This window comes from Janthinobacterium sp. SUN206 (assembly GCF_030587305.1).
GTDB classification, from domain to species: Bacteria; Pseudomonadota; Gammaproteobacteria; order Burkholderiales; family Burkholderiaceae_D; genus Janthinobacterium; species Janthinobacterium kumbetense.
In genome coordinates this window covers 181974-194903 of sequence record NZ_JAPWIB010000006.1, presented here as the reverse complement: position 1 = coordinate 194903, position 12930 = coordinate 181974, and the positions used below count along the sequence as shown (strand labels likewise).

15 protein-coding genes are annotated in these 12930 nt (G+C 62.0%); 4 read left to right on the top strand and 11 right to left on the bottom strand.

Going from position 1 to position 12930, the window contains the following annotated elements; translation table 11 throughout:
- Positions 1 to 88 precede the first annotated feature (88 nt).
- The 3 genes from nhaR (at position 89) to O3300_RS26870 (ending at position 3922) form a co-directional block, all read left to right on the top strand.
- Positions 89 to 1003 (top strand): transcriptional activator NhaR, encoded by a 915-nt coding sequence (gene nhaR / locus O3300_RS26880; protein WP_289919597.1) that lies wholly within the window; start codon positions 89 to 91, stop codon positions 1001 to 1003.
- A gap of 123 nt (positions 1004 to 1126) precedes the next feature.
- Positions 1127 to 2461, top strand: coding sequence for an MFS transporter (locus O3300_RS26875; RefSeq protein ID WP_305054604.1), 1335 nt, complete (start codon positions 1127 to 1129; stop codon positions 2459 to 2461).
- Positions 2462 to 2581: 120 nt separating this feature from the next.
- A complete protein-coding gene (locus tag O3300_RS26870; RefSeq protein WP_099668233.1) occupies positions 2582 to 3922 on the top strand; it encodes a hemolysin family protein in 1341 nt (446 codons plus the stop codon).
- Here the strand turns inward: O3300_RS26870 and O3300_RS26865 are convergent.
- The 6 genes from O3300_RS26865 to O3300_RS26840 are packed head-to-tail and all read right to left on the bottom strand — an operon-like array spanning position 3919 to position 9087.
- Positions 3919 to 4998, bottom strand: a complete 1080-nt coding sequence (locus O3300_RS26865; RefSeq protein WP_099665455.1) for an AI-2E family transporter — start codon at positions 4996 to 4998, stop codon at positions 3919 to 3921. The two genes, O3300_RS26870 and O3300_RS26865, sit on opposite strands and share 4 nt — an antisense overlap.
- A 42-nt stretch (positions 4999 to 5040) precedes the next feature.
- The gene (locus O3300_RS26860; protein ID WP_251351055.1) at positions 5041 to 5634 is read right to left on the bottom strand and encodes an SCO family protein; all 594 of its coding nucleotides are present in this window, start codon (positions 5632 to 5634) and stop codon (positions 5041 to 5043) included.
- Entirely contained in the window at positions 5631 to 6530 is a 900-nt protein-coding gene (gene cyoE / locus O3300_RS26855) for a heme o synthase (RefSeq protein ID WP_070258805.1), read from the bottom strand. Before cyoE ends, O3300_RS26860 begins: the two co-directional genes overlap by 4 nt.
- Positions 6531 to 7706, bottom strand: a complete 1176-nt coding sequence (locus O3300_RS26850; RefSeq protein ID WP_099668234.1) for a heme A synthase — start codon at positions 7704 to 7706, stop codon at positions 6531 to 6533.
- A gap of 18 nt (positions 7707 to 7724) precedes the next feature.
- Positions 7725 to 8348 carry a cytochrome C oxidase subunit I gene (locus tag O3300_RS26845; RefSeq protein WP_305054603.1) on the bottom strand — a complete coding sequence of 208 codons (624 nt, stop codon included), beginning with the start codon at positions 8346 to 8348 and terminating at the stop codon, positions 7725 to 7727.
- Positions 8329 to 9087, bottom strand: coding sequence for an SURF1 family protein (locus O3300_RS26840; RefSeq protein ID WP_305054602.1), 759 nt, complete (start codon positions 9085 to 9087; stop codon positions 8329 to 8331). The genes O3300_RS26845 and O3300_RS26840 overlap by 20 nt, the downstream gene beginning before the upstream one ends.
- Before the next feature lie 36 nt (positions 9088 to 9123).
- Between O3300_RS26840 and O3300_RS26835 the strand changes: the two genes are divergently transcribed.
- The gene (locus O3300_RS26835) at positions 9124 to 9324 is read left to right on the top strand and encodes a twin transmembrane helix small protein (protein ID WP_034748996.1); all 201 of its coding nucleotides are present in this window, start codon (positions 9124 to 9126) and stop codon (positions 9322 to 9324) included.
- A gap of 123 nt (positions 9325 to 9447) precedes the next feature.
- On the opposite strand, the gene O3300_RS26830 is transcribed toward O3300_RS26835, so the two are convergent.
- The 5 genes from O3300_RS26830 to ctaD form a co-directional block, all read right to left on the bottom strand.
- Positions 9448 to 10308: a cytochrome c oxidase subunit 3 gene (locus O3300_RS26830; protein WP_099665459.1), complete on the bottom strand. Its 861-nt coding sequence runs from the start codon at positions 10306 to 10308 to the stop codon at positions 9448 to 9450.
- A 40-nt stretch (positions 10309 to 10348) separates the two neighbouring features.
- On the bottom strand, positions 10349 to 10555 hold the full coding sequence (locus O3300_RS26825) for a DUF2970 domain-containing protein (protein ID WP_077399736.1): 207 nt from the start codon (positions 10553 to 10555) through the stop codon (positions 10349 to 10351).
- A 9-nt stretch (positions 10556 to 10564) separates the two neighbouring features.
- Complete coding sequence (locus O3300_RS26820) at positions 10565 to 11137, bottom strand: cytochrome c oxidase assembly protein (protein WP_099409817.1); 573 nt, start codon at positions 11135 to 11137, stop codon at positions 10565 to 10567.
- Positions 11134 to 11253, bottom strand: coding sequence for a cytochrome oxidase small assembly protein (locus O3300_RS26815; RefSeq protein WP_218965284.1), 120 nt, complete (start codon positions 11251 to 11253; stop codon positions 11134 to 11136). Before O3300_RS26815 ends, O3300_RS26820 begins: the two co-directional genes overlap by 4 nt.
- A gap of 68 nt (positions 11254 to 11321) precedes the next feature.
- Complete coding sequence (ctaD, locus tag O3300_RS26810) at positions 11322 to 12920, bottom strand: cytochrome c oxidase subunit I (protein ID WP_099665460.1); 1599 nt, start codon at positions 12918 to 12920, stop codon at positions 11322 to 11324.
- Between the last annotated feature and the right edge of the window lie 10 nt (positions 12921 to 12930).

Here is a 12930-nt window from a genome sequence, read left to right as displayed (position 1 = left end):
GAACGTAGTATAGGGACGTGTGACACATTTAAAAATAGAAGATAATGGAAGCATTACTTCGTAAAAACAGAAGATAGAGGATGCAGCGATGAAAACCACCGGTTTCAATTACCGCCATTTGTACTTCTTTTGGGTGGTCGCCAAGGAAGGCGGCGTGACGCGCGCGGCTGAACGGCTGGGACTGGCCGTGCAAACCATCAGCACCCAGCTGGCCCTGCTGGAAAAGGAACTGGGCAAGTCGCTGCTGCAGCCGCAGGGGCGGCGCCTGGTGCCGACGGAAGCGGGCCGGCTGGCGCTCGGCTACGCGGACCAGATTTTCCTGCTGGGCGAGCAGATGCAGGAAGCGCTGGCCGACACCGACGCGGAAAAGATGCGCCTGACGGTGGGCATTTCCGATTCCTTGCCGAAACTGATGGCGTACCGCATGCTCGACGCCACGCGCAGCCTGGACAAGCCCGTCAAGCTCGTATGCCTGGAAGATGAATTCGAATCCCTGCTGGCCGACCTGGCCCTGCACAAGCTGGACCTGGTGTTGACGGACCGCGCCGTGCCGGCCGGCGCCAGCCTGCGCGTGTCCAGCCACCTGTGGGGCGAGAGCGCCATGAAGCTGTTCGGCATCCCCGCGCTGGCCGCCCAGTACCGCGACAATTTCCCGCACAGCCTGCACGGCGCCCCCTTTTTACTGCCCGCGCGCAACAACGCCTTGCGCGGGCGCATCGACGAATGGATGGTGCAGCAAGGCGTGCGTCCCGACGTGGTCGGCGAATTCGAGGACAACGCCATGCTCAACGCGTTCGGCCGCAAGGGCCTGGGCCTGTTCTTCGCCTCCGCCAGCCTGGCGGCCGATATCGAAGAACAATTCGGCGCCGTGCTGGTCGGCGACGCCTCGTCCCTGCGCGAGCAGTTTTACGTCATTTCCAACGAGCGCAAGATCATGCATCCGGCCCTCGACGTCATCCTCGCGGCCATCCAGGGCCAGCCGAAGATTCACAAGGAAACCTGATAAATCCATTCGAAAATAACGTTTGAATAATTAATCAAAAGCGATTGTAATGAAGCCTGAGACAAACACGCGCCCCTCCCTCGCCGGCAGGGCGCGACCACCATAAAAAACAGGAGCGGCACCATGTCCACGGCAGGCAAGACGATCGATATTCCCGATCTCATCAACAACAACAAGATCGGTTCCTTCCAGATCGGCATGCTGATCCTGTGCGGGCTGTGCGTCATCATGGATGGCTTCGACGTGCAGGCGATGGGCTATGTGGCGCCCGCCATCATTGCCGACTGGCACGTGAGCAAGGCCAACCTGGGCCCCGTGTTCGGCGCGGGCTTGCTGGGCATGCTGGTCGGCTCGCTCGTCTTCAGCATCACGGCCGACAAGTTCGGCCGCCGTCCCGTGCTGATCGGCTCGACCATCTTCTTTTCGCTGTGCATGCTCGTCACGCCGCTGGCCACCACCATCGAACAATTGCAGCTGATCCGTTTCATCACGGGCCTGGGCCTGGGCGCCGTGATGCCGAACGCCATGGCGCTGGCCGGCGAATACAGCCCCCTGCGCAAGAAAGTCACCCTGATGATGCTCGTCTCGTGCGGCTTTACCCTGGGCGCCGTGCTGGGCGGTTTATTGTCCGCCGCGCTGATTCCCGCGTTCGGCTGGCAATCCGTGTTTTACGTGGGCGGCGTCGTGCCGCTGGTCATCGGCGTGCTGATGTTCTTCCTGCTGCCGGAATCGATGCAATTCCTGGTATTGAAGAAACGCAAGCTGGATAAAGTCGCCAAGTGGCTCAAGCGCATCGACCCGACGGTCAGCATCACGGCCGAAACCCAGTATGTCGTGCATGAAAAGGAACACAAGGGCGCGCCCGTGCTGCAATTGTTTACGGGCGGCCGCGCGAAGATGACGATTTTGTTGTGGGTCATCAACTTCATGAACTTGCTGAACTTGTATTTCCTGTCGAACTGGCTGCCGACGATTGCCAAGGAAGCGGGACTGTCGACGGCCAACGCCGTGCTGGCCGGCACGGCCCTGCAAGTGGGCGGCACCATCGGCACCCTCGTCATGGGCCAGTTGATCGACCGCTCCAGCTTCCGCCGCATCCTGCTGCCGTGCTTCCTCGTCGCCGCCGTCGCCATCGCCCTGATCGGCCGCCCGGACGTGTCGCTGGCCTTCCTGTTCATCACGATCTTCATCGCCGGCTTTTGCGTGGTGGGTGGCCAGCCGGCCGTCAACGCCCTGGCGGCCAGCTACTATCCGACCACCCTGCGCTCGACGGGCATCGGCTGGAGCCTGGGCGTGGGCCGCATCGGCTCCATCATCGGCCCCGTGCTCGGTGGCGAGCTGATTCGCCTGAACTGGCCCAACAGCACGATTTTCCTCGTCGTCGCCATCCCGGCGGTGGTCTCGGCCGTCATGGTGTTTGCCATGCGCGGCGGGCCGCAAACGGCGGCCAAAGACTGAACAAGCGTGAAAAACCTGCCGCGCCCGCCCGCCCGCACGGGCGGCGAGCGCGGCTAAATTAGGCTATGGCGCCCTTCGTCGTTTAAGATGTCGTTTTTACAGCCCATCTTCAGCGCCCCCATGCACAATGTCTTGCTAGTCCTGCTCGCCCTCTTCCTGGTCGCGCTGAACGGTTTTTTTGTTGCCGCCGAGTTTGGCATCGTCACCTTGCGGCGCACGCGCATCCGCGCCATCGCCAAGACACAGGGGCTGCGGGGCCGCATCCTGGCCAAGGTGCATGGCCAGCTGGACGCCTACCTGTCCGCCTGCCAGCTGGGCATCACCCTCGCGTCGCTGGGCCTGGGCTGGGTCGGCGAACCGGCCTTCGCCGGCTTGCTCGAGCCCCTGTTCGGCGCCATCGGCGTCACCTCGCAAGAGCTGATCCACGGCGTGTCCTTCGTCGTCGCCTTCAGCGTGATTTCCTTCCTGCACATCGTCGTGGGCGAACTGGCGCCCAAATCGATGGCCATCCGCAACCCGGAAGCTGTCGGCCTGTGGAGCGCGATTCCCCTGTACGGCTTTTACTGGACCATGTACCCGGCCATCTACCTGCTCAACGCCAGCGCCAACTGGGTGCTGCGCCTGGCGGGCCTGTCCGGCAAGGGCGGCCACGACGCCCATTATTCGTCCGAAGAACTGAAACTGATCCTGCGCACCAGCCAGCCGGGCGAGAAATTTACGCGCGACGAGCGCAACATCCTGGCGCAGTCGCTTGATTTCGAACAAATGACGGTATCGGACCTGATGCGCCCGATCAATGAAGTGATCGCCCTGCACGCGTCCAACACCCTGGAAGAAAACCTCGACACGGTGCTGCGCAACCGCTTCAGCCGCTACCCGTATTTCGACACGAATGAAGACGACGTGCTGGGCGTGGTGCACTTAAAGGACCTGTTCTTTGCCCAGCAGGCGGGTAAACCCATCACCTCGCTCACGCCCTTCCTGCGTCCCGTGGACGTCATTTCCGCGCGCACGCCGGCGCTGGAGCTGTTCCGCCGCTTTCGCGACGGCGCGCCCCACTTCGCCCTGATCGGCGAAAAGGGCAAGCGTCCGCTGGGGTTCATCACCCTGGATAACTTGCTCGGCGCCATGGTCGGCGAAATCCGCGATGAATTCCGCCGCAATGAAAACGACTGGCTCAAGCAAAGCGACGGCACCCTGATCGGCAAGGCCAGCCTGCCCATCTTTTCGCTCGAACGCATCCTCGGCATCGATATCGAAAACGAGGAACTGGGGCTGGACGACGTGGAATCGGTGGGCGGCTTGATCATGGTCAAGCTGGGAGATATTCCAAAGCAGGGCCAGCGCATCACCTTCGTCGACTTCGACATCGTCGTCAAGAAGATGAACGGGCCCCGCATCGTGCTGATCAAGGTGATCCCGAAACAGGAACGCGACCTCGATGCGGACTTGCGCGATTAATCTTTTTTCAAGGTAAGCGTATCTTTGCCCTGCGGCACGGTGGTTTCGCCCACCGTCCACGTTTGCAGCAAGCTGTACAGTACCGCCAGCAGGGTCGGGCCGATAAAGATGCCGACGAAGCCGAAGGCCAGCACGCCGCCCAGCACGCCCAGCAGCACCAGCAGGAACGGCAAGCTGCTGCCGCGGCTGATCAGCATGGGTTTGACCACGTTGTCCACGCCGCTGATCAGCAGCGCGCCCCACACCAGCATGAAGATGCCCCAGCCCGTCTGCCCGTCGGTAAACAGCCAGATGGCGGCGCCGCCCCAGATCAGGGGCGGGCCCACGGGGATCAGCGAAAAGATGAAGGTGGCCACGCCCAGCAGCGCCACGGCCGGCACGCCGGCGATCAGGAAACCCACCACCGCCACCAGCGCTTGCGCCAGCGCCGTGCCCAGCAAGCCGTACATGACGCCGCGCACGGTGCGGCTGATGGTCAGGCCCACGCCGGGCGCGCTGTCGCCGATGATGCGGCCGGCGCCCGTCATCAGGGCGCGGCTCAGCTGCTGGCCGTCGCGGTAGAGGAAGAAGCTGACGAACACGGCCAGGCTGGTCTGCGCCAGGCCCGTGCCCAGCAGGATGCCGCCGGAAGCGAGGAAGTGGCGCGCCGGTTCCAGCATGGTCTTACCCAAATTCAATAATTCCTCGCGGTCAGCCAGCAGGCGCTGCACATAGCCGTCGATGGTTTCGCCCACCACGGGAATGCTGGCCAGCCAGGCCGGCGGATGCAGGCCGCCCGATTCCAGCGCCGCGCGCAGCTGTTCATAGATGCGCGACACATTGTCGGCCAGGTTGTAGGTGACGAGGGCCAGCGGCAGCACGATGACCAGGATCAGGGACAGGGTCATGATGGCGGCGGCCCAGTTGCGCCGGCCTTTCAGGCGTTCGAGCAGGAGCAGATACAGGGGCCAGCTGGAAATGCCCACGCAGGCGGCAAACAGCATGGCGGCGAGGAAGGGCCGCAAGACGAAAAAGCAGCCGATCAACAAAAAGATGATGGCTGCCAGACGGGCGTGGGGCTCGAAACGTTTATCCATGTACTGCGTATCCTGAAGATGGCGCCCGGGGGCGCGACCAGGTCAGGATAGCAGAAGTTTAAGATCGTGCGCGATGGCGGCCGGCTTTTCGCCGTGGCGCACGAACAGGCGGATCTTGCCTTCGCGGTCGAAGACATAGGTGCCGGCCGTGTGGTCGACCGTGTAGCTTTCGTCCGTCTCGCCCTCGACCTTGGCGTAATACACCTTGAATTCCTTGGCCACCTTGGCCGTCGCGGCCGCATCGCCGTACAGGCCGACGAAACGCTTGTCGAAGGCGGGCACGTACTGCGCCAGCAATTGCTGCGTGTCGCGCTCGGGGTCGACGGTGACGAACAGCACTTGCACCTGCTCCGCCTGCGGACCCATTTCCTGCATCACCTGGGCCATGTCGGCCATGGTGGTGGGGCAGACGTCCGGGCATTGCGTGTAGCCGAAGAACATCAGCACCAGCTTGCCCTTGTAGTCGGCCAGGGTGCGCGGGTGGCCCGTGTGGTCCGTCAGCGCGAACTCGCGCGCATAGCCGAGGCCCGTCACGTCCGTGTTCTTGAAGGCCAGCTTGGGCGCGGCCGGCTTGCCGCAGCCGGCCAGGATGGCGACCAGTGCGGCCGCCAGCAACAGTGTCAGGGTTTTTTTCATGTTCCGAGGGGAATGTAGTGGTCGACCAGCAAAGCCGCGAACAGCAAGGCCAGGTAGATGATGGAAAACGTAAAGGCCTTGCGCGCGATCAAGTCCGTGTAGTGGCGGTACATCTTCCACGCGTAATACAGGAAGCCGGCGTTGAGCACCACGGCCGAAGCCAGGTAGATCAGGCCGCTCATGCGCACGGCATACGGCAGCAAGGTGGTGGCGGCCAGCGCGATCGAGTACAGCCAGACGTGAAATTGCGTGAACTTCAAGCCGTGCGTGACGGGCAGCATGGGCAAGCCCGAGCGCGCGTAATCGTCGCGGCGGTACATGGCCAGCGCCCAGAAGTGCGGCGGCGTCCAGACGAAAATGATCAGGACCAGCAGCCAGGCCTGCATCGGCACGTCGTTGGCGACGGCCGCCCAGCCCAGCGCGGGCGGCATGGCGCCGGACAGGCCGCCGATGACGATATTTTGCGGCGTGGCCGGTTTGAGCACCATGGTATAGATCAAGGCATAGCCGACAAAGGTGACAAAGGTCAGCCACATGGTCAGCGGATTGACGAGGTGGTACAGAATCGCCATGCCCAGGCCGCCGATCACCAATGCGAACACCACCGTCTGTTTCACCGTGATGTCGCCCATGGCCATGGGACGGCGCGCCGTGCGGGCCATGCGCGCGTCGATTTCGCGCTCGGCCAGGCAATTGACGGCAAACGCGGCGCCCGCCAGCAGCCAGATGCCGATGGTGCCGAACACCACCGCGTGCCAGTCGGGCAACTCTTCGCTGGCCAGGAACATGCCGATGACGGCGCAAAACACGGCCAGTTGCGTCACGCGGGGCTTGGTCAGCGCCCAATACTGGGCGATGCGGGGGGAGGGTTTACGGCTGATGGTCTGAGTAGTCATTTATGCGGTACGGGAAGGACTGGCTGGTGCCGAGGGCACTGGCGCGGCGGCGCAAGCGCGCTGAACATTGCGCGCGACATCGAGTTGGAATTTAGCCTTGTAGTTTAACATGGTCAGCAATAACACGAGCAGCGCCGCCCCGCCGTTATGCATGACGGCAATCGACAGCGGCCAGCTCAGGTAGATGGTCGCCAGGCCCGTGGCCGCCTGCAGGGCCAGCACCAGCGCCACCCAACGGGCCGTGCCGCGCAAGGACGGCAGTTTCCATGCGCGAAACACGGTATAGCCGATGCCGGCCAGCACGATGAAGGCGAAATTGCGGTGCACCCAGTGGATGGCCGTCAGCGCGGAAAACGGCAAGTAATGGCCGGCGGCCGTCTTGCCCAGTTCGCGCCACAAATGGAAACCATGCTCGAAATCCATTTCCGGAATCACCTTGCCGCCGCACAGGGGGAAATCCGTGCACGCCAGGGTGGCGTAGTTGGTGCTCACCCAGCCGCCCAGCGCGATCTGCACCGTCAACAGCACGAGCGACATGACGGCCAGCGCGCGCACGGGGCGCAGCACGGACGCGTCCGCATCGGCCCGCTTGATAGGCGCCACGGCATGGTCCTGGCGTCCGCCCAGCCACGTCAGCATGGCCAGCAAGCCCATGCCCAGCAGCAAGTGGATGGTGACGATCACCGGTTGCAGCTTCAGGGTGACGGTCCACGCGCCGAACGCGCCCTGCAGGCAGACGAACAGGAACAGCGCCGTCGGCAGCGCGGGGGCGAATTCCTGCCGCTTGCTTTTCTTCCACTGGCGCCACGCCTGCACCATCATCGCCACGATCAAGACGCCAATGGCCATGGCCAGGTAGCGGTGCGTCATTTCGATCCACGCCTTGACCACCGTCACGGGGCCCGTCGGCATCAGGGTTTCCGCCGCCACGATGTGCTCGTGCGCGAGGAAAGGATTGGCAGAACCATAACAGCCAGGCCAGTCAGGGCAACCCAGGCCGGAATCGGACAGGCGCGTAAAACCGCCAAACATGATCAGGTCGACCGTCAGGAAGACGGCGATCCATACGAGCTTGCGGTACTTATTGGCGTCCGCGGACACCCAGACCATGGTCAGCGGCAGCAGCGCCACCAGCAGACCAGTCAAGCCCAGCTGGGCCAGCGCGGAGAGATGCATCGTCGGCATGCGGTCCCCTCAACCGATCGCCGAAGCTTTGAGCAGCTTGGCGATGTCTTTCTTGATCTTGTTCGGGTCCGCGTCCTTCGGGAAGCGCATCATCAGATTGCCCAGCGGATCGATCAAATACAGATGGTCGCTCGTCTTGCCGCCCGCCTCCACGGGCAACCAGGCTTTCAGGGCGTCGTTATTGACGCGCAGCATGCTGGTGCCGTCGAATTCGCGCATCACGAGGGTGTCGAGCGGCTGCGCATCCGTCACCAGCCAGACCCGTTCCAGACGCTCGCGCTCCTTGCCCTGCATGAGGCGCAGTTGTTGCATGTCAAACAATTGCTTCTTGCATGTTTCCTGGCAATCGGACGGTCCAGTTTGCAGCAGCACCCACTTGCCCTTGAATTGCGCCAGCGGCGACGCCTTGCCGTCCAGTTCCGCCACCTGCAGCTGGGCTTCCGGTATCGGGTACAGACGGGGGTCGATCAGGGCGCCGTAGTTGTTGCGGCCCGTGGGCTTGATGATGTAATACGTGAAATACGAAGCGATGATGGGAAAGGCGCATACGGCCACCACAGCCAGCAGTTTCCACCGTCCTTGTACCTGTTTATTGCTGCTGTCTTGCGTTGCTTCAGGGCTGTTTGTTTGCACGTCGAAATCCTGTAAAGACAAAAAATAGAAAAGCCATCAGTGCCAGTGCATACCACTGGAATGCATAGCCGCGGTGCTTGTCGGCGCCCAGGTCCGGCGCCGGCCAGTCGCGCACGGGAAGCTGGCTGGACGCTGGCGTCGTGGCTGCCGAATCGACTGGATCAGCTGTTTGTTCAAGGATAAAAGGTTGCAAGGCCAGGCCGCTGGCCTGGGCCAGCTGGGCGATATCGGCATTTTGCACGATGGCGTGCGGCGCCAGGGGCGGCGCCGTGCCCAGCTCCATCACATGGCCCGCGTTCAGGCGCGCGATGCCGGTAATGGTGACGGTGCCCGTGGGCGTGGCGTAGTCGGGGATGCGCGTGCGCTCGGCATTGTTGCGCGGCAACCAGCCCTGCGCCACCAGCACGTGCATGGGGGAACCGTCGATCTGGAAGGGCGTGAGCACGTGAAAGCCCGCTTGCCCCTTGTAGGGGCGGTTGTCCAGGTACACCGTCCAGGCGGGAAGAAAATGGCCCGTGACGGTGACCCTGCGGTATTCGATCGCTTGCGCATCGGCCGGCGACAGGGGCGCGGCCGTCAGGGACAGCGGCGCGGCCACGTTGCCCGCTTCCAGGCGGGCGGCGCGGGCGACTTTCTCGTCGCCACGGCGCTGCTGCCATTGCGCCAGGGATATCCCCAGGGCCACCAGTAGCAGCATTACAACAAATGGAATCCATCTAAAATGGAAGCGGATACGCATTACAATGAAACCTCCTCTAGCCTGGCGCTACCATCCATGAAAATCCTCGTTGCCATTGCCTTCATCCTGATCCTGGGCAGCCTGGGCTCGGCCCTGTTCTTTCTCATGCGCGACAAGGGCAAGAGCAACCGCACCGTGCAGGCGCTGGCCTTGCGCGTGGGCTTGTCGATCACCCTGTTTTTGCTGATCCTGCTGGCGCACAAGCTTGGCTACATCCAGCCCACTGGAATTCATTAACACCCGACATTGCCTGATTGGCAAATTCTTCATACTAAGAAAAAAGCCGTACCCAGGATGTCCCGGTACGGCTTTTTTTATGGTGCCGGCGCGCCTAACAACCACGCGCGCCCTGCCCCGCCATTATAACCAATACACGACCACGTACAGGCCCAGCCAGACGACGTCGACAAAGTGCCAGTACCAGGCGGCGCCTTCGAAGCCGAAGTGGTGCTCGGGCGTGAAGTGGCCTTTCAATACGCGGTACAGGATGACGGACAGCATGATGGCGCCCAGGGTCACGTGGAAGCCGTGGAAACCCGTCAGCATGAAGAAGGTGGCGCCGTAGATGCCCGACGTCAATTTCAAGTTCAGTTCGCTGTAAGCGTGGATGTATTCGTAGACCTGGAAGCCCATGAAGATGGCGCCCAGCACGATGGTGGCGAACAGGAACAGGGCCGTCATGGCGCGGTGGCCGGCGCGCAGCGCGTGGTGCGAGATGGTCAGCGTGACACCCGACGTCAGCAGCAAGGCCGTGTTGATGGTTGGAATCCAGAACGGCGTCATGGTGGTGAATTCCTGCACCGTGCCGGCCGGGCCCGTATTGCCCCAGTGGGCGGCGAAGTCGGGCCAGATCACCTTGTGGTCGAGGTCGGCCAGCCACGGCATCGAGATGCTGCGCGCATAGAACAGGGCGCCGAAGAAGGCGGCGAAGAACATGACTTCCGAAAAGATGAACCAGCTCATGCTCCAGCGGAAGGAGTGATCGATGCGCTCGCTGTACAGGCCCTGCTCCGATTCGCTGATGGCGTCGCCGAACCAGAAATACAGCACCAGCAGGATGCCGGCGATGCCCAGGTAATTCACGTACGGGCCCCAGGAGACGTCGTTGACCCAGGCCGAGGCGCCGATCATGGTCAGCAGCAGGCTGGCGCCGCCCAGCATGGGCCAGCGCGACGGGCCGGGCACGAAATAATAGGGTACGGCGGCGTGGTTGGAACTCATCATCATCTCCTCAAAAACTTATAGGGTGGTTTTTTATAATTTATAAAACGACGAATTTAACAATCGAAATCAAGATGCCGATCAGGCAAGCCACCACCAGGAAGCCGGCGATGACGATGTGCACGGGATTGAGCTTGGCCGAATCCGTGTCGAAATCGCTCTTGCGGCGCAGACCCGTGAATGACCACACGACGGCCCGCAGCGAATACAGGAACGACGCTTTTTCCGGTTTGGCGGATTCGCCCATGACACTCTCCTATTGGACGGCCGGCGTCTGAGCCTGGCTCAGACCGGCAATCTCGAAAAACGTGTACGACAGGGTGATGGTCTTGACCTCTTTCGGCAGGGCCGGATCGAGGAAGAACACCACCGGCATCTGCCGCGCTTCCTTCGGTTTCAAGGTCTGCTGCTTGAAGCAGAAGCACTCGACCTTCTTGAAATGCGGCGTGGCGCTCTGCGGCGCGTAACTGGGGATGGCTTGCGCATTGACGACGCGGTTTTGCGTGTTGACCACTTCATACATGACGGTCACCAGTTCGCCCGGATGCACTTGCATGCTCGACACGGTCGGGCGGAAGCGCCATGGCCCCTGCGCATTGCCGTCGAACTCGACGGTGATGCTGCGCGTCGTGTCGACTTGCGTATTGTTGTCGTACGCCACCGTGCCATCTTTTTGCGTCAGCACGTTGATGCCCATCACTTCGCAAATCTGCTTGTAGACGGGAATCAGGGCATAGCCGAAGCCAAACATCAGCACGGCAATGACGAGCAGCTTGCCCAGCATCTTGCGGTTCAGGCCGCGTGTTTCCTGTTGGTGGGGCGTCGTCACGACAGCCACAGCCGCTTGGCGAAGACGGACAGGAAGAAGAAGGCCGCCAGGGCCCCCAGTATCAGTCCCGTACGCAGGTTGTTCGGTTTCTTGCGCTCAGTTTTCACTTCGGTCATGGCAGGCACTCTATTCAAAGGGGCCGGCAGCGGCGCCGGCCCGTGACACTGGCATTACTTGAGGATTATTACTTGACGGTAGGCGGCGTTTCAAACGTGTGGAAAGGCGCCGGGCTCGGCACGGTCCATTCCAGGCCTTCCGCGCCTTCCCATGGTTTCGCCGGTGCAGCCTTGCCGCCGCGGATGGTCGGCAAGACAACGAAGAACAGGAAGTACACCTGCATCAGGCCAAAGCCGAAGCCGCCGATCGAGGCGATCATGTTGAAGTCGGTGAACTGCGCCGGGTAGTCGGCGTAGCGGCGCGGCATGCCGGCCAGGCCCAGGAAGTGCATCGGGAAGAAGGTCACGTTGAACGTGATCAGCGACAGCCAGAAGTGGATCTTGCCGCGCGTCTCGTTGTACATATGGCCCGTCCATTTCGGCGACCAGTAGTAGAAGCCGGCGAACAGGGCAAACAGCGAACCGGCCACCAGCACGTAGTGGAAGTGCGCCACCACATAATAGGTATCCTGCAGCTGGATGTCGATCGGCGTCACGGCCAGGATCAGGCCCGTGAAGCCGCCCATGGTAAACACGAAGATGAAGCCCACCGAGAACAGCATCGGCGTCTCGAACGTCATCGAACCCTTCCACATCGTGGCGATCCAGTTGAACACTTTCACGCCCGTCGGCACGGCGATCAGCATGGTCGCGTACATGAAGAACAGCTGGCTCGTCACCGGCATGCCGGTAGTAAACATGTGGTGCGCCCAGACGATGAAGGACAGGATGGCGATCGAGGCCGTGGCGTACACCATCGAGGCATAGCCGAACAGGGGCTTGCGGGCAAACGCGGGCAGGATCTGCGAGACGATGCCGAAAGCCGGCAGAATCATGATGTAGACCTCGGGATGGCCGAAGAACCAGAAGATGTGCTGGTACATGACGGGATCGCCGCCGCCTGCCGCGTTAAAGAAGGACGTGCCGAAATGGCGGTCCGTCAGGGTCATGGTAATGGCGCCAGCCAGCACCGGCATGACGGCGATCAACAGATACGCGGTAATCAGCCAGGTCCAGCAGAACATCGGCATTTTCATCAGAGTCATGCCAGGAGCGCGCATGTTCAGGATGGTGACGATGATGTTGATCGAACCCATGATGGACGAGGCGCCCATCAGATGCATGGCAAAAATGGCCATGTCCATGCCAGGGCCCATCTGCGTCGACAGCGGCGCATACAGGGTCCAGCCGGCGGCGGTGGCGCCGCCCGGCACGAGGAAGGACGTGGCCAGCAGCAGCGCGGCCGGCGGCAGCAGCCAGAACGAGAAGTTGTTCATGCGGGCAAACGCCATGTCGGATGCACCCACTTGCAGCGGGATCATCCAGTTGGCGTAGCCGACGAAGGCCGGCATGATGGCGCCAAACACCATCACCAGGCCGTGCATGGTGGTCAGTTGATTGAAGAATTCTGGGTGGAAAAATTGCAAGCCTGGATGAAACAGTTCCGTACGGATCATCAGGGCCAGCACGCCGCCCGACAGCAGCATGATGAACGAAAACCACAGGTACAGGGTACCGATATCCTTGTGGTTGGTGGCAAACAGCCAGCGGCGGTAGCCGGTCGGGTGATCGTGGGCATGGTCGTGATCGGCGTGGTCCAAGGTACTCGTGCTCGTGCTAGTACTCATCTGCGGCTCC